We start from the raw sequence: 20533 nt of genomic DNA, 5'->3' as shown, positions 1-20533 counted from the left end.
TCATGAAAAAGAGCATATTCAAGGCCTACGACGTTCGCGGTCTATTCCCTCAGGAAATCGACGCACCCGCGGGGAACGCAGTGGGTCGCGCCCTGGCGCGCCATCTGAGCGCGGAATCCATCGTGATCGGAACCGATATGCGCGAAAGCGGCGGCGAGCTGCGCGACGCGATGATCGAGGGCCTGAGTTCCGAGGGGGTGGAGGTGATCGACATCGGTCGTGTTGCCACTCCCATGGTCTACTTTGCCACGGCCGCTTTCGGCGCAACCGGCGGCGTCATGATCACGGCGTCGCACAATCCCGCCGGCTACAACGGCTTCAAGCTCTGTGGTCCCGCTGCGATCCCGATCGGCATCGAGAGTGGCCTGGCCGAGATCCGCGACCTGGCTTTCCAGTTGCTGGACGAATCACCGGGCACCGCTCAGGCGTCCGTGTGCAAAGAGTCTGTCCACGATCGCTACGCTGAAAGCCTGCGCGAGTTGTTTCCCGTGAGCCGCCCGCTCAAGGTGGCGATCGATGCGGGTAACGGAATTGCGGGCGAGGCGTACGCGGACTTGCTGGACAGTCTGCCGCTGGAACAGACGCGGCTCTACTTCGAACCGGACGGGAGCTTTCCGAATCACGAAGCCAACCCGCTCGAACCCGAGAACCTGGAGGATCTGCAGAAGGCGGTGCGCGAGCAGGGGGCCGACATGGGTATTGCCTTCGACGGTGACGGCGACCGTGCGGTCTTCGTCGACGAGACTGGGGAAGCGATCCCGGCCGACCTGATGACCGCGGCTCTGGCGTGCGCGGTCGTAGAACAGGGATGGCTCGATCATCAGCAGGGAGGCGGCATCGTCTACGATCTGCGATCGAGCCGCATCGTGCCCGAGACGATTGAAGCCTGTGGAGCCATCCCGATTCGCAGTCGCGTCGGCCACGCATTCATGAAGCAGGTGCTACGCGAAACCGGGGCGTGTTTCGGTGGCGAACTGTCCGGGCACTACTACTTCAGTTTTCCTTCCGGATACGTTGCCGACGATGCCGCGGCCACGATGCTACTGCTCATGAAGACGCTCGAGCTTCGGGATTGTCGCCTGTCCGAACTCTGGACTCCGTATCGCAAGTACAGTCAAAGCGGGGAGCTCAACCGACGCGTCAAAGACGTTGCCGCGGCTACCACGCGCGTGCGTGAGGCTTTTCCCGATGGCGAAGCCGATCAACTCGACGGGCTCACCGTGCAGTACGAGGACTGGTGGTTCAATCTGCGGCCTTCGAACACCGAACCGCTACTGCGCCTGAATCTGGAGGCGCCCAGCGAGGAGGAAGTGAAGCTCCGCTGTGAGCAGCTACTGCCGGTGATCGAGGGCTGATCCAAGAGGTGTGGGAGTGAGTGTTCTCCGCGGACCGCGATTCCTGGTCGATGCGCTGCGCCTGTTGCGCACCCGCAAGGAACTGTGGCCGCTGTGTGTGTTGCCCATGCTGCTGAATCTTCTGGTTTTTGGACTCGCAGCCTGGGCTTTCATCGCGAATCTGGCGGAACTCTCGCAATGGATCAGCTCGGGCATTCCGGCTCCCGAGGCCCAGGTCTGGTACGAGTGGCTGTGGGTCGGTCCGTTGCGCGCGATCTCGTGGCTGGTGCAGTGGCTTCTGCTGCTTGCATTTCTGGTCGCGGGGTATTTTGCGTTCACCGTTTTTGGTGCGTTGATCGCGTCCCCGTTTCTCGATGTCCTGTCCGAGCGAATCGAGTCGATCTGTCTCGGCGACGGGTCCCCGAGGCCATCGGCCAGCTGGCGTGAAATCTGGCTTTCCGCTCTGCGCAGTCTGAGAGAAGAGGGTAAACGCGTGGCGTTCTTCGTCGCGATCCAGCTGGTGTTTGTCGTTCTTGCGCTGATTCCGGGAGCGCAAGCGTTTGCGGTCGCCGGGGGAGCCTTGTTCACGGCCCTGTTTCTTCCGCTCGATTACACCGGCTATGTGCTCGATCGACGCAGCGTGCGCTTTGGTCAGCGCAGGGACTGGATCTGGCGCAACCGGACAACCATGCTCGGTTTTGGTTCGACCGCGCTGTTCACGCTACTGATCCCCGGACTCAACTTCCTGTGCCTGCCGCTGTTCGTCACGGCGGGAACTCTGCTTGCGATCGAGGTCGGACCGCCGCAAGCGTCGTCCGATTCGCGCGGCGTTCCGGAAGTCGCGGGATCAGAGGCTCACTGAGGGGACCCGGGCTTTACTGCAGTCGCCCACACACGGCGTCGAGGCAGCGCGCGGCGTTTCCCTGGGCGTCGACGTCGACCACGGGTATGCCCAGCAGTAAAGAGCGATCGCTGCTCTGATCGCGCGGCAATTCACCCAGGTGTTCGATCTGCAGTCCGAACTGTCGGAGTGCGGCGCCCGAGAGCTTTCGGTAGAGGCGCTGCGCCGTTTCTCGATCCGGCGCGCCCATCAGGGTGACGCCGATGCGCAGGTTCGGAAGGGCGGTTCCCAGTCGGCCCAGCCAACCCAGCGCGCGCGTGAGTCCGGAGGGTGCACAGTCGACCGGGAGCAAGACGCCGTCGAGCGCCTGCGGCGTCAACCCGCTGAGTATACGCGACACGCTGTTCGGCGGCAGAAGAACGATCGCTCCCGTCTGCCCGTCGAGGTCGGAGAGCGCAGCTTGAATCGCCGCGGGATCCGCGAGTGCGTGCTCGATCGTCTGCCACTCGACATCGCGGGGCTGGGGAACCACGGGCGAGGGTGAGAAAGGCGAAATCACGCGCACGGCGTTTCCGCGGCGTGCGAGGGCCGCAGCCAGATCGAGAGCGAGGGCCGAACAGAGCATGCGCTGGGGATCTGCCGCGATGCACCAGCGCATGCTGCGTCCCTCGACACGTTTCGGGTTGTCCGAGTCCTCCGGGTTCGCGGGCGTCGCCTCCGGCTCGAATTCCCTGCCGGTCGGTTCAGCGACGTCGGAGGGCGGGTCCGTCGCGCTCCTGGCTGCGAGAGCTTCGGCCTGCTCTTCTTCGTCGATGAAGTAGTGCAGGACGTCGGTGAGCTTTCGACTACGCCGCGCGCGCGGATTTGCCCGCGGTGGATCGCCAGGGGGGTGCTCGCTTCCTTCCACGCTGTTCTCCCGGGACGCCCGGGCGCGGGACGTCGGCTAGCTGATGATCAGAACTGAATTGATCCCGCCGGCAGGGCCCTCGACGCGTCGTGGGTTGCTGGGATCCGGTTGCCATTCTCCGTCGACGAAGTACCTGTACTGATACACCCCAGGACCGAGACGGACAATCTTCTCCCAGGTTCCGCCGGGTCCGAGGCGCGTTTCGACGTCCTTGTCCGGGATCCAATCGTTGAAATCCCCGGCCAGCAGGACTTCACGCACGCCGGGATCCTTGTAGGCGAACACGACGCCCTTTTCCCCGACCGACAGATCCTCGTCGTCGAAGCCCTCGACCTCTTCGTTACCGGCGTCTGCCGGAAGCACTTCTTCCTCGCGGTCGAAGAGCAGCTCGAGCGCCAGCGACATGTAATCGACGAATCCGTAGCTTCGCCGGTCGAGTTGTGCGATCGAGATGCCGCGCTGGGCGGCTTCGCGCAGGCGAACGTTCTGGCGAATGACCGTATCGAAGACCAGGTCTTTGTAGGTCTCGCGGATCTCCGTGAGGGCGCGCTTGGCGAAGCGCGTACGACCGTCGAAAAGGGTCGGGAGGATGCGGACCTTCAAGGTGTGTCCGATGCGGTCCTCCAACAGGCCGACGGTTTCGAGCAGTTTTCCCACGCCGTGCATGGCGAAATAGCTGGTTTCCAGAGGAATGACGACTTCTTCGGCCGCGCGCAGGGCATTGAACGTGAGAATGCCGACGTTCGGAGGGCAGTCGATCAGCACGAAGTCATAGGTCTGTTCGAGCTTCTCAAGGGCACAGGCCAGGCGATTGGTCCGACCTCGGGCACCTTCCGCAGTCAACTTCTGTTCGAGAGCCGAAAGGATCACGCCCGAGGGCGCGACATCGAGGCCGTCGCTCGCGTTGACGATGATCTCGTCGAGTCGAGCAGCGGAGTCCTGATCCTCTGAAAGGACTTCGTACAGGTTCTGATCAATTTCTTCGGGATCGATTCCCAACCCCAGCGTTGCGTGGGCCTGCGGATCCATGTCGACGACCAAAACGCGGTTCCCTTCCACCGCCAGGCACCCGGCAAGGTTGACAGTGGTCGTGGTCTTTCCGCAGCCACCCTTCTGGTTCATGACAGCGATACAACGCATGGTCTCTCCTGCCCCTTGGGTCACACTCTCCCTGATTCAGGGAATCGGATCCGAAACACGAGACCAGACGGGAATGAACCGGGGCATCTGGAACGAGTCATCGAATGACTTTGGCTAGAGTGTTGGGGATGGAGTGCGTCGCCGCGAATTACTCGCAGCGGATTTTTGAAACTTGAACGGATGCATTCCGCGTACCGTCCGTGTATGTGAGTACCAGATCGGTTGACCCGCCCCACGGCTCACCACCCCCAAATCAGAAAAAAAAAGCGTAGCAGCAGACGAAACGAATGGCCAATCGCGACAGTGATACAAAAACATGTGTCGGCGTGCTCGACATCGGCTCGAATACTGTCGTCTTGCTGGTGATGGAAGCCGGAGGCAAAGTAGTTCTTGAAGATTCAAGAATTACGCGCCTCGGCCAGGGAGTGTTCGAGACCGGTCGACTGGCCGCCGATGCGATCTCGCGCACTCGCGAGGCCGTTCAACTCCTGAGTGACAAGGCACGTCGCATGGGGGCGAATCGCATCGATGCCGTCGGGACGGAAGCGGTAAGGAAAGCTGTTGATGGGGGCAAATTCCTTCACTCGCTGGACGGCCTGGATCGGGTGTGTGTTTTAACCAGCGATCAAGAAGCGGAGTTTTCAATTGAGGCGTTGCGTCGAGATCGAAACGTGGGGCAAACGCCACTGATTGTGATTGATGTCGGAGGGGGCAGCACGGAGTTGGCCTGGACGGAGCAGGATGAGCGCGTGAGCGGAATTAGCCTGCCCATGGGAACAGTCCGTCTGACCGAAGCCTGCGTGACTTCCCATCCGGTGCCGGAAACGGAACTCATCGATCTTCGGACCCGGATCGAGTCGATCGCGAGCCCGATCGGGAGCCAGGTCCAGCCGCCGCTCGGCGCGCGCGTGATTGCGGTCGCGGGTACGGCCACGACCGTGGCGGCGCTCGATCAGCACCTCGCCGTCTACGATGCGGGTCGGGTCGAGGGGTATCGGGTGTCCAGCCTGACCCTCGCGCGCTGGTTGTCCGGTCTGGCGAAGATGAGCGTGGACGAGCGCAAGAGTCTTCCGGGTCTGGAACCCGGCCGCGCAGATGTCATCGTGGCGGGATTGATGATCCTGGATGTCATCCTGAAAAAGCTGGGTGCCGACGGCTTCGAAGCCAGCGGGCGGGGAGTTCGGCACGGCGTCGCTCTTCGGCTTCTCGAAGGCGACCCCGCGTTTTGATAAGGTCCAAGCCTCGTGTCTAGCGCATCTATCGTCGTTGTCGGACCCGACGGTGACCGGCCTTTCATGCGCGGAATCCTTGTGCAGTCTCTTGTTTCTCGCGGAGTCCCTTTCGAACTCGCGCTGGAGATTGCCAACAAGATTCGCGCACAGGTCGCGAGCCAGGGTAGGCTGGAGATCGACGAGCTGTCCAAGCTCGTGGACGCCCAACTAGCCGAGCATCCGGATATCGATGCCGATGCGCTCCCACCTTTCCAGGATCCACCACGGGTCGAGTCCGACGACAGCAGCTCGAATCCGTTCTCGAAGGGCATTCTCGCCGTTTCGCTCCAGGGGGCCGGGCTCGAGCCGGGCGATGCCTACGACGTGGCGCGTGAGTTGGAGGCGCGGATGGCGCGCGAGGGCATGAAGCGCATCAAGCGCAGCGACCTGCGCACGCGCGTGGCTGAAACGATCGAGCAGACGCACGGTATGCACAGCGCCACGCGCTATCGCGTATGGCGGAGGGCTCTCGACGACGGCCACCCGGTCTTCATTCTGCTAGGTGGGGCTGCGGGTGTGGGCAAGACCTCGATTGCGGTCGATGTCGCCCGCCGGCTCGAGATCCCGCGTGTGATCGGCACCGATTCCATCCGTCAGATCATGCGGCTGATGTTCTCCGAGAACCTGATGCCCGAGATCCACGGTTCCACCTTTGATGTCCACCTGCGCCTGACGACGGACCCGGACCCGGGCTCGGGAACCGATCCGCTGATCGTCGGCTTTCGAGAGCAGGCGCAAAAGATTGCGGTCGGTGTTCACGCCTTGCTCGACCGCGCTGTCGCCGAGAACACCAGCATGCTGATCGAAGGTGCCAATCTCGTACCCGGGATCGTCGACTTCGAACGCTATCGCGAGGACGCGCACGTCATCTTCCTGGTCACGGCTTCGCTCGACAAAGAGGCCTATCGAAGCCGCTTCCTGCGCCGTGGAGTTCGCGCCCGAGAACGACCGGCCCACCACTACATCGATCACTTCGCGGAAATTCTGACGATCCAGGACCACATCCTGGCGGAAGCCGAGAACTACGGTCTTCCGATCATCGACAACGTCCACTTCGACAATGCCGTGCTCTCGGTGATCCGTTCGGTCATCTCGACCTTGAACAAGTCGATCTCCGGGGCTGTCTGAAACAGATCAGCAGCTCGGTAGAGCAAAGCCCTTTCATTCGAATCAACCCCCGGCATACGGAGCCATCCATGTTGAACAGCTCGCCCGCTACTTCCAGGGGGTGGATTCGCCGGACCTCGCTTCTGTTGCTCCTCACCAGTGCGAGCGTCGCGTGCGGAACGATCTCGGTCAAAGAAGAAAAGCAGCTCGGGCATCAGGCGCAGCGGCAGGTCGCCAAGCAGTTCACGCTCATGCGCGAGCCGGTCACCGTCTCCTATGTCCGCAAGCTGGGTGCGGAACTGAGTTCGGCCGCGCGTCCCAGTCCTTTCAACTTTCGCTTCTACGTGGTGGAGAGCGAAGATCTCAACGCCTTTGCGATCCCGGGCGGCGCCATCTATGTCAATACGGGGCTCATCCAGGCCGTGGACAACGCCGCCGAACTCGCCGGTGTCATCGCCCACGAAATCGGGCACGTCACGGCGCGTCATGTGGCACAGAACGTGCGGCGACAGCGAAATACGGGCTTCATTGCACAGGTCGCCTCGATGGCCATCGCGATATTGACCGGCAACTACTATATGGCCAACGCTGGCGACATGGCTTCGAGGGTTGCGGCTCAGGCCTATCTTTCGACTTACTCGCGGGAATTCGAGCGCGAGGCCGATTTGCTTGCAGTTGAGACGATGCGCGGCGCAGGATACGATCCGAATGCACTGATCACGATGTTCGAAACCTTGAAGGAGGAGGCTGGCGGCGGGCTCAAGCCGCCGCAGTTATTGGCGAGTCATCCGGCGACGACCGATCGAATGGAAAATGCAAGATCCGAGATCGCCGCCCTGCCGGACCTCGGTCGAGCGCGGAAGGACGATGGTGGTCGACTCGCGATCATCCAGAAGCGCCTGGAATTGATCGTCGGAACGGATGCGGGTATCGACGTGGAAGAGGGAGACGAAGCCGAGGAGTGACCGGACGTCGGTTCTAGGCTTCAGAAGCGAAGGGAGCTTGGCCGTGAATCGACCGACGACGCTGGGGGCACTCGTGGCCTCCGGGTATCGCGCACGTTCTGTCCGCGAGGAATTGCGTGCCAACCTGATCGAGCGGATCCGTCGCAAGGAGCCGCTCTTCCGCAATATGATCGGCTATGAACGCAGCGTGCTGCCCGCGATCGAAAGCGCGCTCCTCGCCGGTCACGACATGATCTTTCTGGGCGAGCGCGGACAGGGCAAGTCGCGAATGATTCGCCAACTCGTCGAGCTGCTCGACGAAGTGGTCCCGGTGATTGAGGGAAGTGAGGTCAACGACGATCCACTAAAACCCGTGAGCCACTATGGCAAGGCGCGCGTCGAAGAACTGGGCGACGACACTCCGATTGCCTGGCTGCCGCGCGAGCAACGCTACGGCGAAAAGCTGGCGACACCCGACGTGAGCATTGCGGATCTGATCGGAGAGATCGATCCGATCCGCGTGGCCGAAGGTCGTTACCTGGCCGACGAACGCACCATCCACTACGGGCTGATTCCGCGCACGAACCGCGGTCTGTTCTGCATCAACGAGCTGCCCGACCTGGCCGAGAAGGTGCAAGTGGGTCTGTTCAACGTGATGGAAGAACGCGATCTTCAGGTCAAGGGTTTCAAGGTGCGACTGCCGCTCGATGTACTGGTCGTGGCCAGCGCGAATCCCGAGGATTACACGCGACGCGGTCGCATCATCACTCCGCTGAAGGATCGCTACCAGTCTCAGGTGCGCACGCACTACCCGCTGACGCGCGCGCTCGAGATGGACGTCATGAAGCAGGAACTGCGCGAGCCCGAAAAGCGCCTGGTCGATGTACACGTGCCCGATTTCCTGGCGGAGGTCGTTGCCGAGATCACTCTACAGGCGCGCCAGAGCCCCGACATCAGTCAGTCGTCGGGTGTCTCGGTGCGTGCGAGCATCGCCAACTACGAAACCCTGATCGCCGCCGCGGAACGCCGGGCCCTCATGCTCGGCGAGGACAGCGCCGTTCCACGAGTCAGCGATCTGCCCGGACTGGCCGCGTCGATGGGCGGGAAGATCGAGCTGGAGTACGCCGGCACCGAGAAGAGCGAGGCGGAGATCATTGACGCGCTCACCCGTCGCGCGCTGAAAGTCGTATTCGACGAACTACTCGAGGACAAAGACCTCGAACCGGTGGTCCGCGCGTTCAACGAGGGCTGGAAGGTCGAGGTGGGCGATCGCATGCCGTCGAAGGAGTACGCCGAGGGTGTGGATCAAATTCCGGGTCTGCGTCCATTGCTCGAAAAGCTGGGAGAAGTGTCGAGCCCGGCACGCGTGGCCTCGGGCGTCGAATTCATTCTCGAGGGGCTCCACCTGTCCAATCAGCTGAACCGGGAAGTTCAGGATCAGCGAATCCTCTATAGTTGAGCCAGGCCATGGTCCTGATTCGCTACAGCCGCTGGGACGGCAGCCAGACGGAATTCTCGCTCGACGCGGACGCCGCGCTCGACGAGTTTTCGCGCTTCCTCATGGAAGGCCTCGACGCGCAGGAATCTCTGGACTGGATGCGCTTCAACGGTTTTGATCTGGCCGGAATGGACTTTCGCGTGATGGGCGTCGAGGAGATGCTCCGGCAATTGCGCGACCAGGCGCGCGAACTCATGTCGCCGCACAATATGGACCACAGCTTCGATTCGCGACGTGAGAAGCTCGACGAGATCCTCGAACGCGAAGAGCAGGCAGTGCGCGAGCAATCGGGCACCGAGTCGAGTCGCTTCAACGAGTTTCGCCAGCGATCCGACGGATTGCCGCGCAAGCTATCGGAGGCCATCCAGCGCTTCGCGGACTACGAGTGGGCCGACGCGCAAGCCGAAGCGGATTTTCGCGAGCTTCTCGAAGACCTGGAGGACGTCGGCGCCCTCGAGGAGTTCTACAGTCGCAACAAGCAGACGATGCGAGGCGATCACGACCTGAGTTACGAGGAAGCGCTGGACTTGATGAACCAGGTCGAGCAGATCAGTGATCTGGCGCGGAACCTCATGGAAGGGAACTTCGAAGAGCTGTCGATGGAGCAGATGCGCGAACTATTCGGCGAAGAAGGCGCCCAGTCCATCATGATTCTGCGCGACCTGGAAGACTCGTTGCAGCGCGGCGGCTATCTGCGCGAAGGCGAGAACGGTCTGGAGTTGACCCCGCGCGCGATCCGGCGAATCGGAGAACTCGCGCTCGACGACATCTACGCTTCGCTCAAGGACGGAAATCCCGGTGGACACGCGACGCAGTACCGCGGTGGCGGTGATGTGGCGGTCGAGCGCTCCAAGCCGTATCGCTTCGGTGATCCGGCCCACCTGGATGCCATAGGCACGGTGCGAAACGCGCTCCTGCGCGATCCGAGCAACGCGGGTGTGCCGCTGAGAATCGAACCCACCGATCTGCAGGTCTACGATACCGATCAGACCACCGAGACGACCACGGTCCTTCTGCTGGACATGAGCTGGTCCATGTCGTGGTCGGGGCGCTGGGCGGCCGCCAAACGCGTGGCCATTGCCATGGATCACCTGATCCGCACGCGCTACCCACGCGACTACTTCTTCATCGTCGGCTTCTACACGCGAGCGCGCGAGTTGCAGATCGACGAGTTGCCAGAGCTGTCGTGGAATATGTCGGATCCGTTTACCAATCTGCAGGACGGTCTCCGGGTCGCACAGAGGCTGATCGACCGGCATCCGAGTGAGAACAGTCAGATCATCGTGATCACCGATGGCCAACCCACGGCCTACTTTGCAGGTGACGAACTGCGCGTCGAGTGGCCCAATGGGACCGGCGGTACGAGCCCGCACGCGAACCGGGCGACTTTCGGCGAGGTGCAGCGCGTTACGCGCAAGGGCATCACGATCAATACCTTCATGCTGGACAATGCACCCGAGCTGATGAGTTTTGTCGAAGGCATGACGCGCATCAACAAGGGGCGCGCGTTCTACACCACGCCGGGGCAGATCGGTGAGTACGTCATGGTGGACTATCTGAGCCAGAAGCGACGGCGGATTCGTTGATGACGGACAAGCGCACATCACCAGCCCCGGCGCGAATCGCGGGCCGCGCGCTCGCGAATCTGGGCGGGTTCTTGCGAGACGCTGCGGTCGCCCCGTTTGCGAGCTTCGTTCCGCGCGACTGGCTGGTGATCCGACTGGACCGCGGTGTGACCGAAGTGCCTAGCAATCGCCCCGGTTTTTTCGAATCGTTCATGCCGGCACCCCCCCCGCTTTCCTCGACGCTGGAAGCTCTGGAAATGGCGCGGGAAGATCCCCGGCTGCGCGGTGTAATCGTGCGCGTGGGGAGCGCGTCTCTGGGCTGGGCGAAGGTCGCATCCCTGGCTCGCTCGTTTAGCCTGTTGCGCGAGTCCGGAAAGAAGCTGGTCGCCTATTCGGAGAGCACGGGTAACGCCGGAGCATGGCTCGGGGGTCTGGCGGATCGCTTCTGGATGGCACCCGAAGCCCGACTCGATCTGATTGGAGTGCGCGCCCAGAGTCTGTTCTTCCGGCGTGCGCTGGATCGCTGGCACATCCGTCCGGAAGTGATCGCAGCGGGTCGCTACAAGTCGGCCGCAGACATCATCGATCGCGATTCGATGAGTGAGCCGGCGCGCGAGGCGCTGGAAGCCGTGGTCGAGCATTTGTATCGCTCGCTGGTTTGCGGACTCGTCGCAGGCCGCGCCCAGGACGAAGAACAGGCCGTGCGCTGGATCGACGAAGGTCCCTATCTGGCCGCCGAAGCCGCCGAAGCCGGGCTGATCGACGAGTTGCTGTATCCCGACGAGCTTCCAGTCCGACTGGCGCAGCTCGAACGCGACGAGCTCGAGTCCGTTGACGACGCCGAAGAACAACCCGAAGCCCGCTTGATTGGCACGTCCTCCTACCTGAAGCTCGCCCGACCGCGCTTCGTCTGGCACTCGCTCAGCCGCGGTCGCGCGCAGGTCGCCGTGGTGCCTTTGACCGGTACGATTCGCCGTGCGAGCAGCTCGCCGAAGGGTGTAGTCGGCCTCTTGCACCGCCTGGAACGCGATGATCGCGTGCGCGCGGTCGTGCTGCGCGTCGACAGTCCAGGGGGGGACAGCCTGGCGTCCGACATGATCTGGCGCGCCGTGCGGACGCTTTCCGAAGCCAAGCCCGTGGTGGCCAGCATGGGCGACACCGCCGCCTCGGGCGGATACTACGCCGCAATGGCTGCGCGCGAGATCGTCGCCGAGTCGACCACGCTCACCGGTTCGATCGGCGTCGTGCTCATAAGTCTGGGCATCGACGAATTCTTGAACGAACTGGGTGCGAGCAGTGAGGGCGTGCAACGCGGCGCCCATGCCGATATCTACGATGCCACCGGTCGCCGCAGTCGCGAGAACAAGGCCGTGCTCAAGCGCCAGGTGCAGAGTATCTACGAGAGCTTCGTGAAAAAGGCCGCAGAGAGCCGCGGGGTCTCGGAACGCGATCTGCGCATCGTGGCCGAGGGTCGCGTCTGGACCGGAGCCCAGGCGCACGAGAAGAAGCTGGTCGACGCGCTCGGGGGAGTCGATCTGGCTCTGGAACGCGCCCGCGCCCTGGCCGGCCTGGGTTCCGATGAGGGTGAAGCGGTGTACTATCCCGCGGCGAGTTCACTGGCGCAGCTGTTGCGCTCGAACCCTCTGGAGACTCATCTCCTTTCGCCCGGAGCCCAGTGCCTGTGTCCGACCGAGGTTCCACTGGATTGAATCCACTGCTCGAGGCCGAAGAGCTGATTCAGCTCGGTCTGGAGAAGTGTCTCGGTCCGCCACCCTACGTGCTGGAGATCGGGTTTGGTCGTGCCGAGTTGATCCTGGATCTGGCCGAGAAAAACCCGGACCGCTCCTTCCTGGGTGTGGAAGTCTCTCGCAAGCGGGTGGTGAAGGCGGGCCGGCGCGCCGAAAAGCGCGGTATCGCGAACGTGCGCCTGCTGAATGCGCCGGCCGAGTTCGTCCTGGATCGCGTGTTGCCGCAAGCGAGCATCCACGAGTGCTGGATCAATTGCCCCGATCCGTGGCCCAAGAAACGCCACTACAAACGCCGTCTGATCCAGGCACCGTTTGTGGAACGCCTGGTACACGCGCTGGCTCCCGGGGCGATCTTGCACCTGTGCACGGACCACGAGAACTACGCGGGCTGGATCGACGACGTATTGCGCGAACAGTCGGGTCTCGAGAATCTCCACGAGCCGCTCCCGTGGTCAGCCAATCGCCCAGAGCGAAATCCGACGGCCTACGAACTCGAGTGGCTCGCCGAGGGCCGCGTTATCGTCTACTTCGAGTACAGGAGGCGCGCTTGAGTTCGCCAGACGAACGTTCGTCACTTCTCGCGTACACGTCCGACGAGTTGCGCCAGCAGTTCGAGGAGCGCGGTCTGCCCGGATTCCGGGGACAGCAGGTCGCACGCTGGTTGTGTGGGCGGCGCGTACGCGATTTCGATGCCATGACCAATCTGAGCCTGCCCCTGCGCAAGCAGTTGGCCCAGATCTGGCGTTCCAGCGCGCTGCGACGCGCCGATGTCCACACAGCGGCCGACGGTACGTGCAAGCTCGTCTTGTGCACCGATGACGATGCCCGCATCGAATCGGTCATCATTCCCGAACAGCGCCGCAACACGCTGTGCGTTTCGTCGCAGGTCGGATGCAGTCTGGACTGCTCGTTCTGTGCGACCGGGCGTCTCGGGCTGGGCCGCAATCTGAGAGCGGAGGAGATCGTCGATCAGGTCCTGCACGGCTGGGAAGTGCTGGCCGAGCGCGGCGAGGAGTTGTCGCACGTCGTGTTCATGGGAATGGGTGAGCCGCTGCTCAATCTGCAAAACGTCGTGCAGGCGATTCGCGTTCTACTCGACAATCAGGGGCTCTGCTTCTCTCCCAAGCGCATCACCGTGTCGACCGCCGGTGTCGTGTCGCGTATGGCGGACCTGGGAAAGGCTGTGCCCGTACGTCTGGCTGTGTCGCTGCACGCCACGACCGACGAGGTGCGCGACACCCTCGTACCGATCAACCGGCGCTTTCCGATCGCGCAGCTCCTCCAGGCCTGTCGGGATTTCCCGGTTGCCCGCAGAGATCGCATCTCGTTCGAGTACACGCTGATGCGCGATGTGAACGACACCCCGGCCGATGCCATCCGCCTGGCGAAGCTGATCCGAGGAGTGCGTTGCAAAGTCAATGTCATTCCCATGAACGAGCACGCCGGAGCGCCCTATCGGCGTCCAACCGAGATCCGCATTCACGACTTTGTCGAGTCCCTGGCAGCACAGGGCGTTACCGCGACTTTGAGGCGTGCGCGCGGGGACGACATCTTCGCCGCCTGTGGACAACTAGGAGCGCTGGCAGCCGACTCGGTCGAAGGTTCCGAGGTCGTGTCCAAAGATCAGGCGCCGATCTCCGATAAGGATCTACTGGGATGATCTACGCGATCGGCGACATACACGGCATGCGCGAGCCTCTCGCAAAACTGCTGAAGAGCCTGCCGCTCGCGCCGGGCGACAAACTCGTATTCATGGGTGACTACGTGGACCGAGGACCCGATCCCAAGGGCACGATCGAGCTGCTGCTCGAGCTGAAGAAGCAATACGAGTGCATCTTTCTCATAGGCAACCACGAGGCCATGTTCCTGTCGTTTCTGGGCTGGGAAGGGCAGGGGTATTTCGGTTCCGAGGCGTTTCTGCACAACGGCGGCGAGACGACGCTGACCAGTTATGGCTACTTCGAGTCCGGCCCGGATTTCCGCCTGCCCCCGGATCACGAGCGCTTTTTTCGCGAACTCGAGCTGTACCACCTGGAAGGGGAGTACGCGTTCCTGCATGCCGGTCTGTCGCGAGACGCGCTCAGCCTGTCGGATCCGAAGTACGCTCTTTCTCGGGAAACTCCGCGCGACCTGCTCTGGATGCGCGCAACCGCCGATCTGCCCCACAGCCTGGGCATCACGATCATCTACGGACACACGCCGCTGCCCGATATGCAGGTGCGCTGGAACCCGCCGTACTCGATTGGCATCGACACCGGCGCCGTGTTCGGCGGTCCGCTCACGGCAATCCGCCTGCCCGATGAATCGATTTTTCAATCGAGCTGAGTCCCGTCCTGTCGCGCGTCCGGGAACCCGCGTGTGTCGGCGCATTTGCTAGTCTCAGGAAATATGCAGTTCAGCGAAGAGCAGGAGTTGATTCGCGAGACCACGCGCCGCCTGGCTCAGGATGAGCTCGCGCCGCTGGCCGCGAAGATCGATGAAGAAGACTGGTTTCCGCGCGATTTCTTCCACAAGCTGGGCGAGATCGGCGCACTTGGCGTACTGATTCCCGAAGAGTACGGCGGCAGCGGCGGCGACTACGTGGGCGCCACGCTCATCATGGAAGAACTGGGGCGCTTCTCGGGTTCGGCGTCGCTCTCGTACGGCGCCCACGCGGTGCTCTGTATGGGCGCCATCAATCGCGATTGCAGCCACGAGCAGAAACTGGCCGTGCTACCCGGGCTGTGCTCGGGCGAACACATCGGTGCCTGGGCCCTGACCGAGCCGGGCTCGGGGTCTGACGCGCTGGGCATGCTGACCAGGGCCGAACGCAACGACGACGTCTACACGCTGGACGGCTCCAAGACCTTCATCACCAACGGAAACCTGGCCGACACGCTTGTCGTCTACGCGAAGACGAACCCCGAATCGGGTGCACACGGGGTGAGCGTGTTCCTGGTGAGTGGAGATGCCCAGGGGTTTTCCACGAGCCGAACGCTCAGCAAGATGGGCATGCGCGGCAGTCCTACGGCCGAGCTTCGTTTCGAGGGCATGAAGATTCCCGCGGCAAATCGGATCGGCGACGAGAACCAGGGCGTGGCGATGATGATGCGCGGACTCGACGTCGAACGGGCGACGTTGGCGGGGATCTCCGTGGGTCTGGGCCAGGCAGCGCTCGATCAGGCCGTGGCCTATGCGCGTGAGCGCGAGCAGTTCGGCCGCCCGATCGGCGACTTTCAGATGGTGCAGAAGATGCTCGCCGATATGTATGTCGATGTGGAGGCCGCCCGCCTGATGGTGTACGAGGCAGCACAGCGTTGTATCAGCGACACCAAGTGCAGCAAGCTGGCTTCGGCGGCCAAGCTTCTGGCGTCGGAGGCGGCCACCCGCGCGGGCATGACCGCGGTGCAGGTCCTGGGCGGTTACGGATACACCAGGGACTATCCGGTCGAGCGAATCGCGCGCGACGCGAAGCTGATGGAGATCGGTGCGGGAACCTCGGAGATTCAGCGCATGATCATCGCGCGGGAACTCTTGAAGGGCTGAAGTGAATCAGTCCTTGGGCACGAGGTGTTCGAGGCCAAACTTCTTGATGCGGTAGCGCAGCGTTCCGCGCGGCACGTCCAGACGGCGAGCGGCCCGTGCCAGATTCCCACCGGTGTCGTGAATGGCCGCTGCAATCTGCGCCGCTTCGTCAAGTGGCTCGCTGGAATTCGAGCTGTCGAAAACCGCTGGCGGCGGGACTTCTTCCGTCGAAGAGGGCAACACGCTCTCGAGATCTTCTGGTAGCAGTTCGCTGACGCGGCGTCGCACCAGGACGCGTTCCAGAAGGTTCATCAGTTCGCGCACATTGCCCGGCCAGCGATGGTCGGTCAGGTGTTCGTAGAACTCTTTCGATACCGTGGGCAGTGGAATCGCCAGGGTTGTGCAGATGCGATTCAAGCCGGCCTGTACGAGCAGCGGGATGTCGTCGAGTCTTTCGCGCAGCGGTGGAATCTGGAAGTGCAGCACGTTGAGCCGGAAGTACAGGTCCTTGCGAAAGTGATTCTCCTGAACCGCTTCGAGCAACTTGCGACTGGTGGCAGCGATCACGCGGGCCTGCATCGGCATTCCCTGCGAGCCGCCGACGCGTTCGAACCAGCGGTCGCCGAGCACGCGCAGGAGTTTCGTCTGCAATCCCGCGTCGAGATCTCCGATTTCGTCGAGGAAGATCGTTCCTCTCCCGGCGGTTTCGAAGCGCCCGCGTCGCACTCCGGCGGCCCCGGTGAACGCGCCTTTTTCGTGCCCGAAAAGCTCGCTCTCGATCAGGCTCGGAGACAGAGCAGCGCAGTCGACGTGAACAAAACCCCGATCCTCGAAATCGGACATCTCGTGAATCCGGCGCGCGAGCACGCCCTTGCCGGTGCCGGTCTCACCCTCGATCAGCACGGTCGAGCGCACCCGAGCCGCGTCTTTGAGCTTGGCCTTGAGTTCGCGAATCGCGGGCGCCTGACCGATGAACTCATTTCCACCTTTGGCTTCGCCGGAATCGGCGAAGCGCGACATGGCATTGGCGACGATCTGATTGGGAGGGGCCGGTAGTTCCAGAACGTCTGCTATGCCCAGGTGGATCAGGCGAACCACGAGTTCCACCTTGGGATTTCGCATCAGAACCACGACCGGGCTGGAGCGGGCCGTCTTGAAGGCCGCGCGCACGCGCTCGAACGCGTTGGGGTCTTCGGCCGAAATCGACAGGACGCACAAGCCAAAGCTGCCGGAAGGTGAAAAGGTCTCGGCGTCGAATCGCACCATCGGAAGGCCGCGAGCCACGCACCAGTCGGAGAACAGGTCTGCGTATATTCGCTCCACGTCGATCAGAATGATGCCCGACTGCTGCATTCCATTGACTCCTTCCGAATAGCTATGACAGCGGATGAAGCAACCCCCTGTCAAGCACTGATCGCGAGGATCTGGCGGGTGTCAGGGAGTATTCACACTGGAATGCCGCAGACCCTGCGGAAAAGACATGGGTCGGTGTCTGGCCCGGTTCCCGGCTTGACCCCGTGCATCGCCGGGCGGCAAGATCCCCGGGCCCATAGCCCCGGAGAATTCGTGAGCCGCTTCATTCCGCAGCCTACTCCTGAAACCCAGCACTTCTGGGACGGAACCCGCGCCGGTGAACTGCGCCTGCAGCGCTGCCGCGACTGCGCGCAGGTGTACTTTCCACCGCGCCCGTTCTGCCCGGCCTGTACCTCGCGGAGTGTCGAGGTGTTCGCGGCGAGCGGTCGGGCCACTCTGTACAGCTACGTGATCAATCACCGTCCGGCTCCGGGTTTCGACGCGCCTTACGCCATCGCCGTCGTACAACTCGAAGAAGGCCCGCGCATGATGACGAACCTGGTCGAGGTCGAGCAGACGCCCGAAGCCCTGCCACTCGATATGTCGCTCGAAGTGACCTTTCAAGCGCTCGATCAGGAGATCAGTCTGCCGCTCTTCCGACCGATCGGAGACTCCGCGTGAAACCGTACGATGTAGCCATTGTCGGAGCGGCCGAGACCACCGAACTGGGCAAGATTCCCGAACTCTCGCAACTGGGACTGCACGCCGACGCGGCGTTGAACGCGATGGCCGATTGCGGGATCCGGGCTGCGGATATCGACGGCGTGGCCACGGCTGGAGAGTCGACTGCGGCCGTGGCTCACTATCTGGGAATCACGCCGACCTGGGTCGACGGTACCTCCGTGGGCGGGTGTTCGTTCATGCTTCACGTGCGTCACGCGGCCGCGGCCATCCGCGAAGGCCTGTGCAAGACGGTGCTGGTGACCCACGGTGAGAGCGGTCGTTCCGGGATCGGTCGCAATCGACCCGCTCGCGCGCCATCGACCTGGCCGGGTCAATTCGAAATGCCCTACGGCCCGACCGGCCCACCGACGATGTTTACGCTGCCGGTGTTGCGATACATGAAGGACTTCGGTCTTTCCCACGAAGAGCTGGCGATGGTGGCCGTGGTGCAGCGGGAATGGGCCGGCCACAATCCGCGCGCATCGTTTCGCGATCCGATCACGGTCGACGACGTTCTGTCGTCGCGCATGATCGCCTACCCCTTCCACAAGCTCGAGTGCTGTCTGGTCACCGACGGCGGGGGAGCGTTGATTCTGAGCGCATCCGAGCGCGTCAACGAGTTTCCGACCCGACCGGTCTACTTGGTTGGAACGGGCGAGAGCGTCGAAACCCCACTGGTCAGTCAGATGGAGGACTTCACCAGTTCGAAGGCGTTCCGCGTGTCGGGGCGCAAGGCTTTCGACGAAGCGGGCATCGCGCACGCCGACGTGGACCACCTGATGATCTACGACGCCTTCGCCCATCTGCCGATCTACGGACTGGAAGACCTGGGCTTCGTCGCCCGCGGCGAAGCGGGCCGGTTCATCTGGGACGGGAACACTCGCCCCGGTGGAAAACTGCCGCTCAACACCAATGGCGGCGGTCTGAGCTATATGCACAGCGGCATGTACGGGATGTACGCGCTCCAGGAAAGCGTGCGTCAGTTGCGCGGAACCGCAGCCGCGCAGGTTCCCGACGCGCGCATTTCCATCTCCCACGGAGTGGGCGGAATGTTCGCTGCCAGTGGGACCATCGTGCTCAGCAATGAACGCCCCTGAACGATCCTGCTGAGAGGCGAGCTTTCAGAGGCGGCCGGTGGAGCCACCTCCGGATCTTTCCCTATTCGAAAAACTCGCCGTATTCCTCCAGGTAGTGCTTGATCTTCCTGGCATCCTCGATTCGACCCGACTTCGAGAGTGATGCAACGGCGGCGACATAACCTCCGAGGTAGGTGTGCAATTGATCATGTGCCTCACCGGTCATGGTGCAGCCTTGAATCAAATTCTTGATCTCGCCCTGTAGATCGGAACCCATCTTCTTCAGGCCCTCTTCCTTCAGGGCGGAGTGATCGGCTGTCAGGAAGGAATTCGCCATCTGGGCAAAGCTGGACCTCGTATGAGCGTCCATCTTCCACTTGTGCCCGTCGTTCAGGCGGACTCCAACTTCAGGCGGGGTCGAATGAGCTGAATGGGCATCGCCTTCATCGTGGTTCGAGTCGGGAGCATGATCGCTACAGGACACGAGAAGTGTCGCGGCGATCAGAATGACAAACGCGGTTGGCCTGAGTTTCATGTTCAATTCCTTCTTTTTCGCTCAGCGCCTCGTCAGGAAGCGGCGGCTTGAACCCAGGCGAAGTGGATGATTTTACCTGGGCCGGCCCGAAGTGAGCCGATCGGGGAAAGACCGTACTGTGGGAGCAGGGTCTCCAGCGGGAGTGGAGGCACGCCGCGCGAGTCGCTGCCGTACGATCCGATGATGAGCCTGCCCGACGGCTCCAGGAAATCTGTTCGGAGTCGCCGGAGATAGGGTCCGAGGAACTCCTCCGGAACGACGTCTGCCAGAGTGTAGACAAAATCAAAGCGTCTCGGAGGAATCCAGGACCACACATTGGCGTTGAACAGATGCTTCTGGAAGCGAGGCAAGCGCTTGCGCGCAAGCTCAATCAACGCGGCACTCTGGTCGACGCCATAGGGGATGAGTTGGAAGCCATCTTCGTTGGCCCACGAGACGAGGCACTCGAGCAAGAAGCCGTTCGCGCAGCCAAGATCGAGAATCGTGCCATCGCGATCAACGGCCTCGAGAATGGGCCGGCGCTCATTGCGCCAGCGCTCGGCCCCGCCGCCGAACCCGAATTGAAGATAGGGATCGTCGTTGTGGAGGTAGCGCTCCGTTATCAGCGCCTTGCCCGCGAGAAAATCTTCAGGGAGGTCTTTGTCGTGCGGCATCGAGGCGGCTACCCGGCGATTTGAAGGTCGTTGCCAATCAGTATAGCGGTCCATTGAACCGCGGATTTCAACGGGGCTCGTCAGGCCGGATGTTCGACTCTGCTCGTCCGCCATTCCGCGAACTGCGGCATCCGGTCGCCGAGGTCCACCCACGACAGCTTGTGGGAGACCCAGATGTGGTATTCCGGTTCAAGCAAGCCCGGGTTGTCGAGAACGGCAACGGCTACGTCGATCTCTTCGCTGCGATCTAGATTGCGGTACGAAATCCCGGTACCGCACGAAGCGCAGAATCCCCGCAGCACGCGTTCTGAGGACGGATACTGTGCGAGCTGGCCGCAGGTGACCTGAAGCCCGGCGGTGGGGAAGGTGGCCCACGCGACGAACGGGGCCCCGG

20 protein-coding genes are annotated in these 20533 nt (G+C 62.5%); 14 read left to right on the top strand and 6 right to left on the bottom strand.

Annotated elements, in window-relative coordinates; genetic code table 11:
• Nucleotides 1-2 precede the first annotated feature (2 nt).
• Entirely contained in the window at nucleotides 3-1355 is a 1353-nt protein-coding gene (locus GY725_23110; protein ID MCP4007081.1) for a phosphomannomutase/phosphoglucomutase, read from the top strand.
• Nucleotides 1356-1371: 16 nt separating this feature from the next.
• The gene (locus GY725_23105; protein ID MCP4007080.1) at nucleotides 1372-2196 is read left to right on the top strand and encodes a hypothetical protein; all 825 of its coding nucleotides are present in this window, start codon (nucleotides 1372-1374) and stop codon (nucleotides 2194-2196) included.
• Between the two features lie 13 nt (nucleotides 2197-2209).
• Here GY725_23105 and GY725_23100 read toward each other — a convergent pair whose 3' ends face one another.
• Nucleotides 2210-3082: a hypothetical protein gene (locus GY725_23100; GenBank protein ID MCP4007079.1), complete on the bottom strand. Its 873-nt coding sequence runs from the start codon at nucleotides 3080-3082 to the stop codon at nucleotides 2210-2212.
• A 36-nt stretch (nucleotides 3083-3118) separates the two neighbouring features.
• The gene (locus tag GY725_23095) at nucleotides 3119-4222 is read right to left on the bottom strand and encodes an AAA family ATPase (protein ID MCP4007078.1); all 1104 of its coding nucleotides are present in this window, start codon (nucleotides 4220-4222) and stop codon (nucleotides 3119-3121) included.
• Nucleotides 4223-4509: 287 nt separating this feature from the next.
• Between GY725_23095 and GY725_23090 the strand changes: the two genes are divergently transcribed.
• The 10 genes from GY725_23090 to GY725_23045 all read left to right on the top strand — a co-directional run bounded on the left by GY725_23090 (nucleotide 4510) and on the right by GY725_23045 (nucleotide 15880).
• Nucleotides 4510-5451 carry a hypothetical protein gene (locus tag GY725_23090; GenBank protein ID MCP4007077.1) on the top strand — a complete coding sequence of 314 codons (942 nt, stop codon included), beginning with the start codon at nucleotides 4510-4512 and terminating at the stop codon, nucleotides 5449-5451.
• Between the two features lie 66 nt (nucleotides 5452-5517).
• Nucleotides 5518-6621, top strand: coding sequence for a hypothetical protein (locus GY725_23085; protein MCP4007076.1), 1104 nt, complete (start codon nucleotides 5518-5520; stop codon nucleotides 6619-6621).
• Between the two features lie 68 nt (nucleotides 6622-6689).
• Nucleotides 6690-7565, top strand: coding sequence for a M48 family metalloprotease (locus GY725_23080; GenBank protein MCP4007075.1), 876 nt, complete (start codon nucleotides 6690-6692; stop codon nucleotides 7563-7565).
• A gap of 43 nt (nucleotides 7566-7608) precedes the next feature.
• Nucleotides 7609-9003 (top strand): magnesium chelatase, encoded by a 1395-nt coding sequence (locus GY725_23075; protein MCP4007074.1) that lies wholly within the window; start codon nucleotides 7609-7611, stop codon nucleotides 9001-9003.
• A complete protein-coding gene (locus GY725_23070; GenBank protein ID MCP4007073.1) occupies nucleotides 9000-10628 on the top strand; it encodes a hypothetical protein in 1629 nt (542 codons plus the stop codon). Before GY725_23075 ends, GY725_23070 begins: the two co-directional genes overlap by 4 nt.
• Nucleotides 10628-12316 carry a signal peptide peptidase SppA gene (gene sppA / locus GY725_23065; protein MCP4007072.1) on the top strand — a complete coding sequence of 563 codons (1689 nt, stop codon included), beginning with the start codon at nucleotides 10628-10630 and terminating at the stop codon, nucleotides 12314-12316. The genes GY725_23070 and sppA overlap by 1 nt, the downstream gene beginning before the upstream one ends.
• The gene (gene trmB, locus GY725_23060) at nucleotides 12289-12906 is read left to right on the top strand and encodes a tRNA (guanosine(46)-N7)-methyltransferase TrmB (GenBank protein MCP4007071.1); all 618 of its coding nucleotides are present in this window, start codon (nucleotides 12289-12291) and stop codon (nucleotides 12904-12906) included. Before sppA ends, trmB begins: the two co-directional genes overlap by 28 nt.
• Entirely contained in the window at nucleotides 12903-14015 is a 1113-nt protein-coding gene (gene rlmN, locus GY725_23055; protein MCP4007070.1) for a 23S rRNA (adenine(2503)-C(2))-methyltransferase RlmN, read from the top strand. The genes trmB and rlmN overlap by 4 nt, the downstream gene beginning before the upstream one ends.
• Entirely contained in the window at nucleotides 14012-14680 is a 669-nt protein-coding gene (locus GY725_23050) for a serine/threonine protein phosphatase (protein MCP4007069.1), read from the top strand. The genes rlmN and GY725_23050 overlap by 4 nt, the downstream gene beginning before the upstream one ends.
• A gap of 63 nt (nucleotides 14681-14743) precedes the next feature.
• Nucleotides 14744-15880, top strand: coding sequence for an isovaleryl-CoA dehydrogenase (locus tag GY725_23045; GenBank protein MCP4007068.1), 1137 nt, complete (start codon nucleotides 14744-14746; stop codon nucleotides 15878-15880).
• A gap of 6 nt (nucleotides 15881-15886) precedes the next feature.
• Here GY725_23045 and GY725_23040 read toward each other — a convergent pair whose 3' ends face one another.
• Entirely contained in the window at nucleotides 15887-17212 is a 1326-nt protein-coding gene (locus GY725_23040; GenBank protein ID MCP4007067.1) for a sigma-54-dependent Fis family transcriptional regulator, read from the bottom strand.
• A 102-nt stretch (nucleotides 17213-17314) separates the two neighbouring features.
• On the opposite strand from GY725_23040, the gene GY725_23035 reads away from it, so the two are divergent.
• Both GY725_23035 and GY725_23030 read left to right on the top strand, forming a co-directional pair.
• Complete coding sequence (locus tag GY725_23035; GenBank protein MCP4007066.1) at nucleotides 17315-17833, top strand: Zn-ribbon domain-containing OB-fold protein; 519 nt, start codon at nucleotides 17315-17317, stop codon at nucleotides 17831-17833.
• Nucleotides 17830-18972, top strand: a complete 1143-nt coding sequence (locus GY725_23030) for a thiolase (GenBank protein MCP4007065.1) — start codon at nucleotides 17830-17832, stop codon at nucleotides 18970-18972. The genes GY725_23035 and GY725_23030 overlap by 4 nt, the downstream gene beginning before the upstream one ends.
• A gap of 61 nt (nucleotides 18973-19033) precedes the next feature.
• Here the strand turns inward: GY725_23030 and GY725_23025 are convergent, their stop codons facing one another.
• The 3 genes from GY725_23025 to GY725_23015 all read right to left on the bottom strand — a co-directional run.
• The gene (locus tag GY725_23025) at nucleotides 19034-19486 is read right to left on the bottom strand and encodes a hypothetical protein (protein ID MCP4007064.1); all 453 of its coding nucleotides are present in this window, start codon (nucleotides 19484-19486) and stop codon (nucleotides 19034-19036) included.
• Nucleotides 19487-19518: 32 nt separating this feature from the next.
• Entirely contained in the window at nucleotides 19519-20139 is a 621-nt protein-coding gene (locus tag GY725_23020) for a methyltransferase domain-containing protein (protein MCP4007063.1), read from the bottom strand.
• A gap of 80 nt (nucleotides 20140-20219) precedes the next feature.
• Nucleotides 20220-20533 (bottom strand): GFA family protein (locus GY725_23015; GenBank protein MCP4007062.1); only part of this gene is annotated, 314 nt, incomplete at its 5' end.

This window comes from bacterium, assembly GCA_024226335.1.
GTDB lineage: Bacteria > Myxococcota_A > UBA9160 > SZUA-336 > SZUA-336 > JAAELY01.
Note: the sequence above shows the minus strand (reverse complement) of the source record. Positions and strands in the feature narration are given on the sequence as shown.